Below are 17,334 nucleotides of genomic sequence, written 5' to 3' on the forward strand. Positions count from 1 at the left end.
TTAAAATATACAGCCAATAAAATAATATAACAATCAACAAACTATGGTTAAATGTTGCTGTAGCAACAAGAAGATTAAATTGTTTAATGGAGAAGATATAAATGGCAGAAAAAGTAAAAGATTTAAGAACGACACATACGAAACAATCATTAATTAATGGTTTTTTTAGTTTAGTTAATAAAAAAGATTTTGAGAAAATCACAATAGCAGATATAACAAAAGTAGCTCGAGTAAACAGAGCTACTTTTTATGCGCACTTTAAAGATAAATATGACCTAATAGACTATATCATGGAAGACTTTGCTACAGTTTCTATTGAAAATTATGTTTCAAACGCTATGATATTTAACCAAGAAAGTATAAGTAAACTTATTTTAGCAGTTCATAATTTTTATCAAGAACCTAATGTTGAATGTCGAAGTAGCTACGCTTTGCTAGTCTTACCTCAAATGAAAGAAAAAATATTAAAAGAATTGAACATTGTTTTATCAGACAGTCTGAAAGACGTTTATGGAGATAGTGAAAAAGGAATATTTGTTCCTATTTTTGCACAAATGATTCACGAGGGTGCATTACAGTTAACTTGTAGTAATAACACAAAGGCAAAGGAAGAATTATCTAGGAAAATTGCATTATTCATAATTGAAAGAATTTAAGCTTATATTATGTAACCTTAATTGCATATATAAGGTGCATCCTTAACACATAGCATACAAATAACTATAATGTAGTAATGATTTTATATCATCTATCTGAACGGAGAACATTTATGGGGGGAGTATCTTTAGCAATACCATTAAAGTACTTTTTAGAACTCCGTTGAAAGATTACTTTATTTGAAAATAGATTGTCACTAGAACGTGCTTTGAATTTAGAATAAATAATACAAAAACCAAAATTTATGAAACCAAATTTTTGATTACTTCATTAAGATTTGTATCAATATACTTATCTTTATGTATGACTAAATAGAAATAACGTTTGATGCCTAAGCTTATCACTTCTAGTTTGTCTAAATCATAAGGCGTTAATGTAGATTTAGAGACTATAGAAAAGCCGTTATCGGCATGGACCATATTTTTAATTAGATTTGTATTATTAATTTCTACTAAATAAGGTGATGAATTAATTTGTGATAATGCGTTTTCTTGGTAAACTCGTGTACCTGATCCACGTTCTCTGATAAAGCATATTGATTTATTTGGAGTTGATGATTTTTTACGAACTAACACTATTTCATCTTGAGCAATACGTCTACTGTATATGATATTGCTTTGAACCTCTTTTTCGATTATACCTAAATCGATAATGTTATTCTTAATATGTTGTAATACTGTGTCAGAATTATTTAAATGCACATGAATATATAATTCAGGGTATTTTTTAGCTAAGTCAGTAAGGTGTTGTGACAATCGATATTCACCGTATGTATAACTACTCCCCACCCTTAGATCTCCAGAAATCTTATCAGGCTGCATTTTCAAATCGTGTCTTAAGGTTTGTTCTAAATGCTCACGCTGTAAAGCGTATTGAAATAGTTTCTCCCCATCACTCGTTAAAGACATTTGAGAATGTCTGAATTCGAAAACTTTTACATCATATTCCAATTCTAATCGCTTAATATCACGACTTATTGACGGCTGTGAAGTGTATAAATTTTCTGCAGCTTTAGTAAAGCTTTTCATTTTAACTACTTCAGTTAGAACTTTTAATGGATCCATTAACTAGGCCTCCTGACATTTGAGTTACCTCTATTATATCAAATTTGTTATGAGTTATATACTTAATATTTATTTCAAGTTATAGTTTTGCGATGCTAAACTTTTGATAAAAGGAGGAGTTAAAAAGTGAAGCCCTTAAAAAGTAAAGCATTTGTTTATGGTTTATTATTCACATTTATCGTTGCTGTCATAAGTTTATTAGGCTCAAAGTTACCATTTTTAGATAAGGTAGGTGCTTTAACAATTGCTATACTGATTGCGATTCTATATAGACATTTTAAGGGTTATCCTGAAGCATATCGTTCTGGTATCGCCTTTTCATCTAAACGTTTACTGAAATTAGCTATTATATTATATGGAGTAAAGTTAAATATTTATGATGTGATTGGAAAAGGTAGTGGTTTGTTATTAATCGATATTGGAGTCATCCTTTTTAGTATCGGATTAATGTTGTTACTAAATAAATACATTAAAGGAGATAAACACCTCACTCTATTATTAGGTATTGGCACTGGGGTATGTGGCGCGGCTGCTATTGCAGCAATATCTCCAATATTAAAATCTAGAGAAAAAGATTCTGCGATTAGTATCGGGATTGTCGCACTTATTGGCACTATATTTTCACTTGCATATACTGTGATATATTCTATTTTTACAATATCTCCTGAAGTATTTGGGGTCTGGTCAGGCACAAGTTTACATGAAATTGCACATGTAATTCTTGCTGCGGATTTCTCAGGTCAAGCAGCTTTGAGTGTTGGATTGTTAGGAAAACTGGGACGTGTGTTTTTATTAATACCTCTGAGTATTATTTTAATTCTAATTATGAGAATAAAATCGCATAGCGAGACCGAAAAAAAACGTATTGATGTACCTTACTTTTTACTTGGTTTTGTCATAATGGCACTGTTCCATACTTATGTGCCATTGCCACACATGGTTATGCAAATTATCGATAATGTCACGACTATATGCTTATTGATGGCAATGGTTGCATTAGGGTTAAATGTTTCCTTTAAAGACTTAAAAGATCGTGTTTTCAAACCATTAATAGTTGTCATTATTGTATCTTTTTGTTTATCAACTGTAACATTTATCGTTGCGAAGTGCTTTTATGGTTAGATTATAAGTATACTAAAAAAATTGATATAAACATCTATATAAAGTTGAAAAAAGTCTTTAGTAATTCAATTTCTCAAATCTTTGGATGTAGGTTTTGAGGGATTGAATTATGAATATAATGTTTTTCATTTATCTTATTTATGTGAGTTAGGATGAAAAGTTCTTTATCAATATTAAAATCCTTGGTGTTGTTTATATCTAAATATTAACTCCCCATTTAAATCATCTATAAATGTATAATGAAACCCTAACTCTTCATATAATGTCCGTGCAATATCATTCTCCTTAACAATACTTAAATATATTATTTTTATATTATATTTATTTAAAACTAAATTTATCAATAACTTCATAGCTGCTCGACCAAATCCTTTACGTTGATGTTGTTCATCAATAAGAATTCGATCAATCCACGTCTCTTTATTTTCCCCAAAGCAACCATACATCGCAAATCCAACGACATAATCATCTTTATAAATTGCTACTGGATGCCACTGTGAAGATTTCTTAGCTTCCTTTAAACAATCTGTTATTGTTTCTATAAAATTAACTTGTTTCTTGGCTATTTTTAAATTTTTAACTTCATTTATATTAAATGCGTCAATACTTTCTATATAAATACTCATAATTCCTCCTTAGATACTCCCTGGCACTTATTATATTTTTGTGTTTCTTTTTAGCATGATTTCAATTTATAAATATTACAAAATTAGTATACCGTTAAATATTTTACCAGGAAGACATTTACTGGTATATTAACATCATAATAATTTTTGGGAAAGGAGCAATTATGGAAAACAATAATTTTTTTGAACTTATTCATAATGTCGAACTGTTTAATGACGCTACAATGACACTTTTTATGAAAAAATTTGATATGAACGTTAACATTTCACAGATCTTGGCTTTATCTAAATTAAAAGAGGAGGGACCACAAAAACCTTCGTCTCTTGCACTTTCTCTAGGGTATACTTCTGGAGCTATTACTAAATTAACGAACAAACTTGTAAAGGAAGGCTATATAGTTAGAGAGCAACAAGAAAATGACCGACGTATCATTTTAATTACAATTACTGATCAAGGGTTAGATGTTTTAGAAGAAGCCCAAAAGCAAGGGCAAAACATGAGAAATGAAGTTTATTCTGTTTTAAATACTGAAGAAGTTGAACAACTATTAGGTATACAAAAGAAATTATTTGAACGTGTAAAACATTTAAATACAGAAAGGAGATAAACATTTTGAATTTTAGAGGTGGATTAAATGCATAAAGGAAGGTTACATTTTGCGTGGTTAATATTAATGGGACTTTGTATTTCTGTAGGGTTAGGTAAAGCAGCGTTAAATAATTCAGCAGGTTTATTTTTATCTCCTGTCTCCCAAGATTTAAATGTAGGTGTAGGCAGTTTAACGATTTATTTAAGTATTTCTTCGATCGTTACTTTGCTGTTTCTTCCATTTGGAGGAAAGCTATTATCTAAATATAGTGCACGTTTAGTATTGTTTGTTGCCATTGTTTTACAAGCAGGTGCCTTCGCTTTATTTGGTTTAATGAACTCAATTTGGGGATGGTATCTCTTAGCTATACCACTCGCTATTGGTGGTGTTTTCATTACCGTAATAGGTGGTCCTATTTTAATTGAAAGATGGTTTAGTAAAGGTAAAGGGATTGCGCTTGGAATTTTATCAGCGATTGGAGGATTACTTGGTGTATTTGCACAACCTATTATAGGTGCTTTAATTAGTCAATTTGGTTGGAGAAATGCATATTTTATTACAGGTATAGGTGTGCTTATTATCGTTGCGCCTATCATTTTATTATTAATCCGTAATTTTCCTAAGGATAAAAATACAAAAGCTTATGGAGATACAAGTACTGGTATAGATCCTCATAAACAAACACAAAACATTGAAGGTATTGCATATAATACGGCCAAAAAAACACCAGCTTTTTTCTTATTAGGCCTCTTTTTCTTCATTATTACTGCCATATCAAGCTTTACAATGCACGTTCCTACTTACCTTGTTAACCATGGACAAAAAGTTAGTATTGCTGGCGCAATGATGTCTGCACTTATGGTAGGGGTTTTTGTTGGTTCACTTTTATTTGGTTATCTAACAGACAAGATTGGCGCAAAAAAAGTAGGTTTATTGGCTATGATACTAGGCCTAATCTCCACTATTTTATTGATTGCTATGCCTGATTTTATTGTGGTAGTAGCTGTTGCCTTATTCTTATTTGGTATGTTCACTTCATCGATTGGAACAATAGCGCCAGCAATGGCTTCGGCATTATTTGGAAGTAAAGACTATAGTCAAATTTACTCCACTTCATCAATTGGCTTAGCTCTTGCATCTATTGTGGCTTTACCAGCTTATGGATTTATATATGATATTTCTGGTAGCTATACAACTGGCCTTATTATTATTATTTTACTATTTGTGGTTAATATCATTGCTATTATTTTGGCTTTTAAAAATAAAGAAAAACTTGTTAAAGAAGGCTATTGGAATTCTAAAAATAAAGGTAATTTAAATGGCTAGATTAGATAATAAAATTGCAATTGTAACGGGTGGCGCAGGAGGCATAGGTTCTGGAATTGTAAGAGCTTACGTTAAAGAAAATGCGAAAGTTGTTATTGCTAATATTGCTGAAGAAAAAGGACAGAAATTAAGCCAAGAATTAAACAACCAAGGTAATGATACTTTATTTATAAAAACAGATTTAAGTAACAAAGCATCATTACAAGCGTGTGTAGATCGTACTATTCAAACTTATGGACAAATTGACATATTAATTAATAATGCCCATGCGTCTCGTATGAATAGTTTCTTAAATATTACGGAAGATGATTTGAATTTGTCATTTAATACGGGATTTTATGCGACATTTTATTTATGCCAAATGGTAATTCCTCATTTAAAAGAAACACAAGGGAACATTATAAATTTTGGTCCTGGCGCAGCTGTAAAAGGAGACAAAAATCAAGGGTCTTATGTTGTGGCTAAAGAAGCTATTCGTGGCATAACTCGTGTTATCGCAAATGAGTTTGGAGAATTTGGTATCAATGCTAATATTATTTCCCCTATTGCTTATTCTGAAGGTGTTGATCAATGGAGAAAAGATAACCCAGAATATTATAACCAAGTTGTCCAAGGAATTCCTCTACAAAAATTTGGAGACGTTGAAAAGGATATTGGACCAGTCGCTGTATTTCTAGGAAGTAAAGATTCTCAATATATTACTGGACAAACAGTGATGGTAGATGGCGGTAGTATTAAATTATATTAATAACATAAAGAAAGCGTGATAAAGAATGGAACAATTAATGGAAAATAAAGTTGGTATTGTAACAGCAGCAGGTAATGGGATTGGTAGAGCAAGTGCTATTGCCTTTGCGAAAGCAGGAGCAAAAGTTGTCGTTTCAGACATTTCTGAAGATGCAGGATATGAAACTGTGAGACTCATTCAAGAGGAAAGTGGAGAAGCCCAATTTATTAAGTGTAACGTAGCTGACGAAAAAGATGTTAAAAATTTAGTCGATCAAACTGTTAAACAATTTGGTAGATTGGATTGGGCACATAATAATGCAGGAATCGGTGCTCCAACAACTCCAGTAACAGAAATTGACACAGAGAGTTGGCAACGTGTAATAAATGTTACTTTAACAGGTACATTTTTATGTTTGAAATATGAGATACCAGCTATGCTTGAATCTGGTGGAGGCGCAATTGTTAATACAGCATCTACAGGAGGTTTAGTTGGTACACCTGGTTTAACACCTTACATTTCTGCTAAACACGGGGTTAATGGTTTAACTAAAAGTGCTGCATTAGAATTTGGTAAACAAAATATACGTATTAACTCAATTTGTCCTGGAATGACTAGGACAGCGGCTGTTGAAAGTTGGAGTCAAGAATCAGCAGATCAAGCGAAAGCTTTTGAGTCAGGGATTCCAATGGGACGTATGGGTGTACCAAATGAACAAGCAAGCGCCGCGGTGTGGTTATGTTCTGATCAATCCTCTTTTATTACAGGTGTTAACCTTCCTGTTGATGGCGGAGAAACAGCAGAATAAGATTTTATTTTCAGTTATTCTACATGGATAACTTTGTCAGTATAAGTATGTTTACGGTTGTTAGTAATATTGTAGTACCAGTTATTATTAGTTAGATTGCGCTTATTATCTTACCAGAAAATAGAAACGACAATAGAAAGTAATTAAAAGATGTGATTAGAAAACAACGATCCAATACTTATTGGATCGTTGTTTTCTATCTTAATGAAAGTCTAAATAATATAAGTTATATGCGAAAATAATTGGTTTTTATTCTCTTTTGGATCCACTAAATTAGAATTTCTTAATTAATATTTGATAATTTTTTCTGTTTAAAGTCCAATAACATTAATAAAATTATAGTACATGCTAGTGACAATATACTTATTATTATAATTAGTGAAAAAGCATCATCAAAAGCGATTTTTCCAGCATTAATTAATTGCTCATTTATATGTGAAGGTTGTTTTTCTGCTTGAATAATTGTTTCATCTAAACTGCCTTGGGCTTTAGATGTATCAATTGATGTATTACTAAAATCAAAAAACAAACTATAAAAAGCAGAAAATAAACCTCCTAAAACAGCTATGCCTAAAGATCCTCCAAACTCAAAAGAAACTTCTTCTATAGAGGCCGCCATACCAGCATTTCCATCGTCTACGTTAGACATAATAGCATTGGAAGCTAGAGTCATAGCACCGCCTAAACCAAATCCTAACACTATTAAAATCATAACTTGAATAGTTAAATTGGCATTCAAAACCCAATAAAACATGAGAATTCCAAAAAATGCTAAAGAAAGCATAATCCATTGAAGTTTTAATATTCTATATTTCGTTAATATAATTCCAACTAAAATTGCGCCTACAAGTGAAGCCATCGCCATGGCCATTATAGCTAATCCTGCTTTTAAAGGAGTTAACCCTAAAACAAGTTGTAATCTTTGAGATAAAATAAATTCAAAGCCCATTAATACAAAAGCTGTTACAACAGCTACAATAGTTCCACCAGTAAAATTGAAATTCTTAAATATAATCAAATTAATCAATGGGTGCTTTAACTTATTTTGCCTTTTAACAAAAAGTATCATAGTAATAAGACCTATAATAAATGATAGAAGTACTATTGTAATATTATTTTCAGGCTTAGTTAACTCTTTTATAGCGAAAACAATACTAATTAACCCTAACATTATTTGTAACGAACTCACAAAGTCCCATTTTCCATTTTTGTTAGTAGGATAGCTAGGTATCAAAATCTGAGATAAAATAAGGACAATTACGACCACAGGAATGTTAATAATAAATACTGAAGGCCATGAAAATTTTTCTAATAGTAACCCACCTATAACTGGGCCCATCCCCGCACCAGCAGCAGTTATAGCTGACCAAATTCCTAAAGCTAATCCACGTTCTTTATAATCTGTAAAAGTTAATTTGATGATTGAAAGTGTTGGCGGCATCATTGAAGCTGCACCCATAGCTAAAAAAACTCTTGCTAATATAAGCATATTAGGTGTAGTAGAGTATGCTGCTAATAATGAAGCACCTCCAAAAATAGTTAAACCAAGTAAAAACATTTTTTTATAACCAACGTGATCCCCTAGTGTTCCAAGCCCAGGAAGCAGCCCTGCAACTACTAATGCATAAGCATTAACAATCCATAATTTTTGAGTTGCTGTGGCTTGTAAATCATGAGTTAATACTGGTAACGCTGTATATAAGACAGTCATATCAATAACTATCAGAAATAGTGCGCTAGAAACTAAACATAAGATAATCCACTTTTTTGTAATCACACTCATCACCTACTCCCTAATATAAAAATATAGACTATATGGTTACCATATAGTCAAGAAGTTATTTTAAATAATTTTATAGTGAGGAGCAAAATATCAATCTTTTTCTACTTGAATAGATATTTTTGTGACATACTTATCTGGACCGTTTGTACTAATCTCATCAACTGCGTATTCTTCAAAACTATCGCCGATAATTTTTAATCCTTCTATTTGCATATAATTTTTAATTTTTTTATGTGTTTTATATAAAGTTTCATCAGGTCCTTCATGATAGGCAATAACATATAGTGCTTTGTCTCTTATTAATGGTGTTTCACATACATCTTTATCTACTTGAATATAAAAATTTGAAAACTCATTATATCTATCGTTTTGTATATTGTTCTTTTTGATAATTACCCCAATAGGATAACCTGAATCTAAATTATTTGTTTTTATATAATTTATGAAAGCCATTAATTTGTGTGAAGAAGACTTTACAGTTATATTACCTATATTTTCACTAATTAAATAATATCTTTCAGTTAACTCAACGATTTCAATGGAGGAATAATCAGCTTCATAAGATAATTGTAAATAATCTCTTTTATTTTGAATAAATAGTTTTTGCCTTTCCATTTGTTCAATTTTTAAATCTATCTCTTTTTCTTTAGAATTTAATAAATTAATTGTTTTTGGTATAGATCTAATATCTAAAAATGCTTTTATTTGAGAAAGTGATAATTCTAAATCTTTTAATATATCAATCACACTGAAAATCTCTAACTGTTGCAGAGAATAATAACGATAGCCTTTCTCGTTTCTATATTCAGGTTTTAAAATGTCTATTTGATCGTAGTGAAAAAGTGTTTGTTTTTTTACACCGCATAACTTAGAAAATTCTCCTGTTGTAAATAAAGTCTCTCTTAAGTTCATTTTAATCTCCTTATACTTTTTTTATTATTCTATAAACAGTACTTCTACTGACTCCAGTTTTGTTTGCAATTTCTTCACCTGTGAGCTTCTGCTCATCATATAAAAATTTAATTTCTCTTTTCTTATAATCTGGCAATGAAGGACGGCCACCTTTTCGCCCTCTTGCTCTTGCAGCTTCCAACCCTTTTTTCGTACGTTCACTTAATAAGTTAGCTTCAAGTTCAGCGAATGCACTCATCATGGTAAAGAACATCTTGCCCATCGCATCTTTAGTCGATACGTTCATATCTATAATATGTAGATCAATGCTGTTTTCATCTAGCCATTGTGATAACTCAATTAATTGTTTCGTTGTACGTCCAAGACGGTCTAGTTTATAGATAACTAGGATATCTCCTTCACGTAAATAATCTAAACACTTATCAAGTTGCGTTCTTTTAGTTTTACGACCACTCGCTTTCTCGCTAAAGATACGTTCACAACCATATTCCTCAAGTGTATCTATCTGTCCATCAAGACTTTGATCTTGTGTTGATACACGTGCATAACCAATTTTAGCCATTTGAATACCACCTCTTTTAATCGTTTTATGGGCACTTATTAACGAAATCTAATTCTCGATGCAAATAAACGCGTCTCTCATCGTCTTAAAACTCATGATTTTTGATATTTATAATACATTGATTATAACACAAGTTTATAGACTTAAATATCCAAGAAAAACCTCTTATTATTAAGTTAAGAGGTTTTGTGTCAAAAACGAACGATTTTGGGACGCTGTAAAATCCATCTTTTAAAGACAAATAAAAAAGACCTAGAAATTAATCTAAGTCTTTTTTATTTGTCTTTCTATTACCTCTTTTTCACTATTATCTATAGGTTGTTCCTGTTCTTTTCTTTGAATTTGCTGTGTTGGCTGTTTAGTAGGTGCTTGATGTAATAATACTCCACCTAATGACACTGCTAATATTTTTTTTATGCTATCTTTAAGCAATTCATTTTAAAATCACTTAATTACTATCTCTGAACCTTCTTTAATGGTTGGAATATCTTTATCTTCAACATATAGTGTGCCAGATTGCTCTTCCACTGTACTACCATCAAATTTGATTGTGATATGACCTAAATCATTTAAATTTTTATTAACTGCTGAACCTACTTTGGTAATATCAAATGCTGTATTATCTATATAAAAATTTTGTTCCTCAGTAATACTATCTTCAACAGATTGCACTTCAATAATGTAGCAGTAATCTGCTAATTCATTAGGAGCATTGTCTCCAAATAATATGACCATTTTTTCTTCTTCAAATGCTCCAGCATCTTGCCCAATTTTCTTTACTAACGTTTTATACAATTTTAAAACCCCTTCCTTATTTTATTTATATAGACCAAAACTTGCGAGCCAAGCTACAAATACACGTGGCATACCATTCAAGAATCTTGAATATAAAACAGATGGAACGCCTACTTCAATCGTTTTTGTTTCTGCTTCTGCTAGTCCTAAACCTACCGGGATAAAGTCAGCTCCATTTTGTGTGTTAATTGCAAACAAAGCTGGTAACGCTAAGTTAGGAGGAATGTTTCCTTTTCCAATTTCAACCCCTATTAATGTACCTAGCACTTGACCAATAACTCCACCTGGTCCAAGTAAGGGACTTAAAAATGGTAATGAACAAATGAACCCTATAGCTAATAGCCCCCATATGTTTCCTGCAAGGGGCGACATGATTTGTGCGAAAAGATCACCTATGCCTGATCCTTGGATAATACCAATTAATAAAGCTACAAACCCCATAAATGGAAGTATAGTATGTAGCATTGTATCTACAGCATCACGAGCAGCTTGGTAAAATGTGTTTATCACCTTACCAGCACCTAATCCAATTTTAGTTAAGAATGACTTGTTTGCTTCTCCTTCACGTGTTTCCATAATTTTTTTATCTTTAGAATAAGTACTTCCTGACTTTTCAGATGGTTTATCCACTTCTTGGCTTGAACTCGCGATCAAAGGTTCTTCATTTGTTTCTGACACTTCTGATACTTGCCCCTCATCTATGTTAGAAACGTAAATATCTTCAGTGATATATTGACGTAACGGCCCACTCTTACCTGTCGCCATTATATTGATAGTTGGTATGCCTTTTTTAGGATAAATTCCACATCTTAATGTGCCACCACAATCTATAACAATTGCCATTATCTCTTCATCTGGAACCGATGTCTCAAAACCGTTAACAACCTCTGCCCCTGTAATATCAGCTATTTTATCAACAACTGAGGGCTTATGACCCCCAGTTATATAAACTAATTTATTCTTTTGGCCTTCTACACCAAGTTTTAGTGGGCCACCAAATCCTCCAGAACCTTTTACGACTTCTACTTGTTTACTCATTTTTTTCACCTCAACCTTCTAATTTTATTTCTTTGCTTAATTTAACTTTTTGTTGTTTTTCTACGTAACTTGTTGTGAAATCAGTAATCCAACCACCAATAAAGTTCATTACTAAACCAACTAGTAAGTAACGCACCGCTAAATCAGTTGTTGGTAAACCTAATTGTTGGATACCGTTCGCTACACCTAGGAAAATAAATAATTCAGCTGGGTTTATATGCGGAAATATTCCATTACTTGTATGCGCAAACTGTGCTGCAGACGCAAAATAGCTCGGTTTGTATTTTTCAGGCATGAATCTCCCTAATGAGTGAACCATCGGATTTGCTAACATAAATGATCCTAAAAATGGTAAAACTAAATATCTCATAAATGGGTTACGTGCTGATTTTTGTGCAATGGTATTAATACGATCTTCGCCTATAAGTTGAATTAGTGTATTCATAGCTATTAATAACATAAGTACTAAAGGAACAATCGTCCCCATCCAATCTATAAATGTATCGGCGCCTGTTTGGAATAACTTTATAAATCCTTCTGCGAATTTAACGATGTAATCCATGTTTCATACCCCTTTCATTTTTAAATAATTTATTCACCTTTTTAACTGCTTTCATTAAAGGTGACGGAATTCTTTCAATTTCTCCACCCTTATCAATGATATTGAGTGTATGCTGAGCATCTAATATTGCTTTGATCAATAATTTATTGTAATTTTTTAAATCAGTATCAGTAATTTTGTTTAGTTTAAAACCTTCTAATCCTTTTAACTTACGAAACTTAGAAAATACCGTCACGCCTTGCATATAACGACCTTCTTCAATTTCATTTTTCGCGTTTAATTGAAATAAAACTAACGTTCCGGCTTTAAATATAGCAGGTCTTCTACCGATTGCTACACGTCCTTTACTACGTAAATCTGTATAATTTTTCGTAAAATGTTTTATTTGTAAAAGTCCCAACAAATATTGAACAACGAAACCAACAGCAGCTAATACGATGAGTATGATGAAAAACATAACTTAATCCCTCATTTCTTGGTTTAATACTTGAGCAAAATCAGCAAAGGTAGTTTTTTGTGAAAATTTATTAATTAAGAAGGCATTTGTTGATAAATTCAATACTTCTTCATACGTCCGAATTAATAATGCTTCATTAACAACCTTTTCAGGTGTAGCTATGAGTACAACGATTTTCAAATCAGGATAATCAATACTTCCCTTTTCTAAAATTGCGACCTTAATATATATGCCCTCTTGATTTTGACTTGCATGTGGGAAACCTAATCTTTTATTAACTGTAGATTTTCTTTTTTCTCTTTCGATAATATGTGCTTTGAAAGTCTCTTCAACTTTACTTTCGTGATATAAAATATCTACCATTTGCCTAATAACTTCCTCATAAGTAAGTAGATCCTTTATATGATGCAAATCAGTGTCTGACATGCAGTCAACAATGACACTTTTGTTAAAAATAGTTTTACTTTTTAAATCCTTATAAATTAAAAATTGTTCTACTTTGAGCTTTAATAATTGTTCATCAAATGCATCTTCTATATAGATCACTCTATTAAATAGTCTATTTTCTTTAGTCGTTGATATAATTAGTTCATAATCATTTACTACTCGTTCATTAAATTCTACTTTTTCCATCGTAGTAATACTGATGTTTTCTCCAAAAACTTTATACAAGTTATTTTTTAATAGCTTAATTGTGCTTAATCCATAATCTGTCAAAATCGCTATATTAGAAATTTCATTTAATTCTTGTTCTAATTGTTCCAAATAAATACTAAAGTATATTGTTAAAAACCCTAGTTCTTGTTCTGAAACATCTAAACCTATCTCTTTCGTGATATTCTCACCTAATACTTTTGATAACTCATAAGCAAATGGAAAACGCTGTTTCATATCATAAGAAATTTCATTGTTCAATCTAATATCAAAAAGCATACGATTAATTAAATGTTTAATGTGCAACCGTATATCTTTAGTGAATAGTGAATAATCTATTTCTATAGCAAAACTTTCAATAACTTCATCTATCGTGTTTGAAATTACGCGATTAATTAGTGCTTCATCTGTGGATGAAATTAATTCGTCTAATATTGATGCACGTCTTCCCATTAATTGTATGACGATTAAAATCATCTCTTTATCTACATCAATATTTCTATAGTTTTTATTTAAATAATCTCGAATAAAAACTATTTCTTTATAGTCATTTGAAGAGAAAATATGATTGTCTAAAGAGATATCATTATCTATGAATGCACTTTCGCCTATTCGCTCTATCGTCACCATTATTGAAACAATAAAGCGAGTGTACGACTGCTCATCAAGCTTTAGCGTTTCCCGAAGTTTATTTAAATGAGTAAATAATTCATGGTCTATTTCAGTATTGTCATAACGATGTATAAACTTCTCAATAATTAATTTTCGAATATCATACTCAACACCACCGATAGATAAACCTACATTAGGCTTTCCTATGACTGAAACATTGTATTCCTCTATTTCCTCTTTTAAACTACTCAACAAATTATTTACACTTGTTTTACTCATAAAATGATACTCTGCTATTTCATCAATCGTAATGGGATCATTTTTTAATATTTGAAAAAATATATCAACCATTGCGTTATAATTGGAGCAATTACTTTCTTCAGTGCTTCTTACTAATGTTTCAAATTGATTAAAAAATTTCTGTTCTTGTTTAATATAAAGCGTTATCGTTCTGTTATATTTAGATATAACAATTAAATTATCGAAGTAATGATTAATTTGTTTAATATAATTTAAAATAGTTTTTTCTGAAACTTCTAAGGTAAACGTTAGTTTTTCCAATGACATGCTATCGTTGAGCAATAATTCAACTATTTTTAAATGTTTCTCACTTAATTTCATAATTTCCCCCTAACTTTATGGGGTTACCCTCTGGATTTACCACCTGAAATATTAATTGTTGTACCAGTAACATAACTTGATCTGCTGGAACTCAAATAACATACTAAATCAGCAATTTCTTTCAATTTACCCACCCTTTTTAAAGGGATAGATTTAGAATAATCCCCATTTAATTCATCTACAGTTGTATTTCGAGTATACGCTAATGCTTCTTCATATTGCGAGGTACGTAATCCAGTTTCTTCAATAATACCTGGCGCTATTGCAACAACACTAACATTGTGTCTACCTAATTCCTTGGCCCAACTTCTAGTTAAACCAATTAATGCTGCTTTAGTTGCTGAATAAATACTTTGCCCCTCAGAACCCTCTTGACCTGCTTCACTGGAAACATTGATAATATGTCCCTGATTTTGTTTAATAAAATATTTAGCAACTGCTTGGCTGAACCAAATAGGTCCTTTTAGATTTACATCAAACATAAAGTCCAAGTCTTTGTTATTGATTTCATATTCAGGATGTTCTTCTTTACCATCCACTAACAAACGTGGCAAATTAATCCCTGCATTGTTGATTAAAACATCTATTTTACCTTCTTTTGAATAAACTTCATCTACAGCATTTTTTACAATATCTCTATTTGTTACATCTACTTGTAAAAAATTATAATTTTCATTATTTACTTCACTATTTTTTAAATCCGCATTATAAACAACTGCGCCATTATCTAATAAATTATTAACAATTTCATTGCCTATACCTGAACTTCCACCTGTAACAATTATAATTTTACTTTCTATACCTAGCCAACTATTCATAAACGATATCCTCCTACTAAAATTGATTTGTCCTCATTATATTTGTATTCGCTTACATAATTAATACAAAGATTTGTGAAGATTTAGGAAAAGTTACGAATAATAGAAGAATATGATGATACTTTCAATAAATTAGTACTGCGTAACGCTATATTATTATAAAAACGTATTACTAAGGGAGTTGAGTATATGAAACGATATGTGGTAGATGCTTTTACAGTCAAAAATAATGGAAAATATAATTTGAGATGGTTTACACCTGGTGGAGAAATTGAATTATGTGGGCATGCAACGTTGACTACACCTTATATTTTAATGAATTATATAGATCAAAATATGAAATCCGTCATTCTCTCTACATTGAATAGCGATTTAGATGTGACTAGAAATGATGAATTAAAATCGGTTGAAGTCACAGACGAGATGGTTGACGCGTTGGGCGTCACACCTAAAGAAGTATACCTAAGAAGAGATTTATTATGTATTTTTCGCAACACAGAATAAGTGAGCACGTTACAACCAAATATTAATAAAGTGAAAGCGTTAGATGGGTTACTTTTACAAGTAAGTGCGCAAAGTTAAGTTGTAGATTGCGTTTCAAGAAGCTTTGCTCCGAAATTAGACGTGATAGAAGATCCAGTATGTGGGTTAGGACGTTGTCATATCGTTCATTTAAAAAACATCTTCTTAATTTATTAAGAACCTTTAAATGTTTATTTAGATCCTGACCTATCTATACCAACAATATTATTAAAAAACGATCGTTTTTAACTTTAAAGACTTTATCTATTTTTTATTCGTCTGTATAATAACAGATAAAATTATGGTTAAAATAAATATCAGTATAGTTGTAAAAATAATAATTTTATTATTAGGATTTTTATCTTCTTGCTCATCATATTCTTCTAATTCTTTAATTCTTTGCTCGTCTATTTCAACTTCTTCTCTTGAGCCTAGCTCATTATCTAAGATATAGGGTTGTTGGTCTTTTACTTTCATAAATTTTTTCTCCTTATTATTAGAATAGCAAAGACACCTAAAGATTTAGGTATCTCAGTTTTTTTAATTTCATTTTTATTACATTCGGCTAAGCAGTTCTTTTTTTATAATAATCAAAGCATGGTTACCTTTTGAGTTGATGTTTTCCTGAGCATTTAGTATTAATAGATCAATTAAATCGTCGTTATCTTTTTGACTTATTTCGTCTTTGAATTGATCAATATTTTCTATTAAAATTTTTTGATTGGGTTGCTGCTTGTCTATAGTGTAATACTGGTCAGCGCCCAAACCACCCTCTTCAATCATTTTCGATATTTCATTGGATCGTGTTTCATTTGTTTTGCTTATTTCTATTTCTTTTTTATTAGAGTTAACCATTACTATCCCCCCTATATGCCCATCATACACAGTGTAATAATACATACTTAAAATAACAATAACTCTGCTCACTAATAATTTACTGAGGTTTAATAAATGACATTCTTGGTATCGTTTACATATATGGTTATTAGTAGAATTCATATCAAAGAGGCGCCTTGGTCGACCAAGGTGCCTCTTAATCGTTTCAAAAACAAATTTCATCTTAATAAGGATTGTTTAT

Annotated in this window: 21 protein-coding genes and 1 pseudogene; 8 read left to right on the forward strand and 14 right to left on the reverse strand. The window is 31.1% G+C overall.

All coding sequences use genetic code 11. The annotated features are described in order from the left end of the window. The first annotated feature begins 101 nt into the window (after positions 1-101). Positions 102-656: a TetR/AcrR family transcriptional regulator gene (locus M4L39_RS13190; RefSeq protein ID WP_277582420.1), complete on the forward strand. Its 555-nt coding sequence runs from the start codon at positions 102-104 to the stop codon at positions 654-656. A 243-nt stretch (positions 657-899) separates the two neighbouring features. On the opposite strand, the gene M4L39_RS13195 is transcribed toward M4L39_RS13190, so the two are convergent. Further along, positions 900-1,721: a LysR family transcriptional regulator gene (locus M4L39_RS13195; protein ID WP_277582421.1), complete on the reverse strand. Its 822-nt coding sequence runs from the start codon at positions 1,719-1,721 to the stop codon at positions 900-902. Between the two features lie 126 nt (positions 1,722-1,847). Between M4L39_RS13195 and M4L39_RS13200 the strand changes: the two genes are divergently transcribed. Then, entirely contained in the window at positions 1,848-2,843 is a 996-nt protein-coding gene (locus tag M4L39_RS13200) for a YeiH family protein (protein WP_277582422.1), read from the forward strand. Between the two features lie 173 nt (positions 2,844-3,016). Here the strand turns inward: M4L39_RS13200 and M4L39_RS13205 are convergent, their stop codons facing one another. Next, positions 3,017-3,469 (reverse strand): GNAT family N-acetyltransferase, encoded by a 453-nt coding sequence (locus M4L39_RS13205; protein WP_277582423.1) that lies wholly within the window; start codon positions 3,467-3,469, stop codon positions 3,017-3,019. A 164-nt stretch (positions 3,470-3,633) separates the two neighbouring features. Here M4L39_RS13205 and M4L39_RS13210 point away from each other — a divergent pair, with 164 nt between their 5' ends. The 4 genes from M4L39_RS13210 to M4L39_RS13225 are packed head-to-tail and all read left to right on the forward strand — an operon-like array spanning position 3,634 to position 6,920. Further along, positions 3,634-4,077, forward strand: a complete 444-nt coding sequence (locus M4L39_RS13210) for a MarR family transcriptional regulator (protein ID WP_277582424.1) — start codon at positions 3,634-3,636, stop codon at positions 4,075-4,077. Between the two features lie 27 nt (positions 4,078-4,104). Then, positions 4,105-5,385: an MFS transporter gene (locus tag M4L39_RS13215; protein ID WP_277582425.1), complete on the forward strand. Its 1,281-nt coding sequence runs from the start codon at positions 4,105-4,107 to the stop codon at positions 5,383-5,385. Next, the gene (locus tag M4L39_RS13220; protein WP_277582426.1) at positions 5,378-6,133 is read left to right on the forward strand and encodes an SDR family NAD(P)-dependent oxidoreductase; all 756 of its coding nucleotides are present in this window, start codon (positions 5,378-5,380) and stop codon (positions 6,131-6,133) included. Before M4L39_RS13215 ends, M4L39_RS13220 begins: the two co-directional genes overlap by 8 nt. Before the next feature lie 25 nt (positions 6,134-6,158). After that, entirely contained in the window at positions 6,159-6,920 is a 762-nt protein-coding gene (locus M4L39_RS13225) for a glucose 1-dehydrogenase (protein WP_277582427.1), read from the forward strand. A 283-nt stretch (positions 6,921-7,203) separates the two neighbouring features. On the opposite strand, the gene M4L39_RS13230 is transcribed toward M4L39_RS13225, so the two are convergent. The 10 genes from M4L39_RS13230 to M4L39_RS13275 all read right to left on the reverse strand — a co-directional run bounded on the left by M4L39_RS13230 (position 7,204) and on the right by M4L39_RS13275 (position 15,734). Further along, positions 7,204-8,703 carry an MFS transporter gene (locus tag M4L39_RS13230; protein WP_277582428.1) on the reverse strand — a complete coding sequence of 500 codons (1,500 nt, stop codon included), beginning with the start codon at positions 8,701-8,703 and terminating at the stop codon, positions 7,204-7,206. A gap of 90 nt (positions 8,704-8,793) precedes the next feature. After that, positions 8,794-9,615, reverse strand: coding sequence for a MerR family transcriptional regulator (locus M4L39_RS13235; RefSeq protein ID WP_277582429.1), 822 nt, complete (start codon positions 9,613-9,615; stop codon positions 8,794-8,796). A 10-nt stretch (positions 9,616-9,625) separates the two neighbouring features. Further along, complete coding sequence (locus M4L39_RS13240; protein ID WP_277582430.1) at positions 9,626-10,177, reverse strand: recombinase family protein; 552 nt, start codon at positions 10,175-10,177, stop codon at positions 9,626-9,628. A gap of 264 nt (positions 10,178-10,441) precedes the next feature. After that, positions 10,442-10,609 (reverse strand): hypothetical protein, encoded by a 168-nt coding sequence (locus tag M4L39_RS13245; RefSeq protein WP_277582431.1) that lies wholly within the window; start codon positions 10,607-10,609, stop codon positions 10,442-10,444. A gap of 12 nt (positions 10,610-10,621) precedes the next feature. Further along, entirely contained in the window at positions 10,622-10,972 is a 351-nt protein-coding gene (locus M4L39_RS13250; RefSeq protein WP_145395614.1) for a PTS glucitol/sorbitol transporter subunit IIA, read from the reverse strand. 21 nt (positions 10,973-10,993) lie between these two features. Beyond that, positions 10,994-12,010, reverse strand: a complete 1,017-nt coding sequence (srlE, locus tag M4L39_RS13255; protein WP_277582432.1) for a PTS glucitol/sorbitol transporter subunit IIB — start codon at positions 12,008-12,010, stop codon at positions 10,994-10,996. A gap of 10 nt (positions 12,011-12,020) precedes the next feature. Then, entirely contained in the window at positions 12,021-12,572 is a 552-nt protein-coding gene (gene srlA, locus M4L39_RS13260) for a PTS glucitol/sorbitol transporter subunit IIC (protein WP_277582433.1), read from the reverse strand. Next, positions 12,556-13,029, reverse strand: a complete 474-nt coding sequence (locus M4L39_RS13265) for a transcriptional regulator GutM (RefSeq protein ID WP_277582434.1) — start codon at positions 13,027-13,029, stop codon at positions 12,556-12,558. Before M4L39_RS13265 ends, srlA begins: the two co-directional genes overlap by 17 nt. A gap of 3 nt (positions 13,030-13,032) precedes the next feature. After that, complete coding sequence (locus M4L39_RS13270) at positions 13,033-14,916, reverse strand: BglG family transcription antiterminator (protein WP_277582435.1); 1,884 nt, start codon at positions 14,914-14,916, stop codon at positions 13,033-13,035. Positions 14,917-14,939: 23 nt separating this feature from the next. Further along, positions 14,940-15,734 (reverse strand): SDR family oxidoreductase, encoded by a 795-nt coding sequence (locus M4L39_RS13275; RefSeq protein ID WP_145395617.1) that lies wholly within the window; start codon positions 15,732-15,734, stop codon positions 14,940-14,942. Positions 15,735-15,923: 189 nt separating this feature from the next. Here M4L39_RS13275 and M4L39_RS13280 point away from each other — a divergent pair, with 189 nt between their 5' ends. Together M4L39_RS13280 and M4L39_RS13285 are read left to right on the forward strand one after the other, a co-directional pair. Then, positions 15,924-16,238 carry a PhzF family phenazine biosynthesis protein gene (locus M4L39_RS13280; RefSeq protein ID WP_277582436.1) on the forward strand — a complete coding sequence of 105 codons (315 nt, stop codon included), beginning with the start codon at positions 15,924-15,926 and terminating at the stop codon, positions 16,236-16,238. Between the two features lie 96 nt (positions 16,239-16,334). Then, positions 16,335-16,433 (forward strand): annotated as a pseudogene (locus tag M4L39_RS13285) (hypothetical protein); the annotation flags it as partial. 87 nt (positions 16,434-16,520) lie between these two features. On the opposite strand, the gene M4L39_RS13290 reads toward M4L39_RS13285, so the two are convergent. Both M4L39_RS13290 and M4L39_RS13295 read right to left on the reverse strand, forming a co-directional pair. Continuing rightward, the gene (locus tag M4L39_RS13290) at positions 16,521-16,733 is read right to left on the reverse strand and encodes a hypothetical protein (protein ID WP_002508713.1); all 213 of its coding nucleotides are present in this window, start codon (positions 16,731-16,733) and stop codon (positions 16,521-16,523) included. Between the two features lie 78 nt (positions 16,734-16,811). After that, positions 16,812-17,111 (reverse strand): hypothetical protein, encoded by a 300-nt coding sequence (locus tag M4L39_RS13295; protein ID WP_277582437.1) that lies wholly within the window; start codon positions 17,109-17,111, stop codon positions 16,812-16,814. Between the last annotated feature and the right edge of the window lie 223 nt (positions 17,112-17,334).

It is taken from the genome of Staphylococcus equorum, assembly GCF_029531845.1.
Taxonomy (GTDB): Bacteria; Bacillota; Bacilli; order Staphylococcales; family Staphylococcaceae; genus Staphylococcus; species Staphylococcus equorum_C.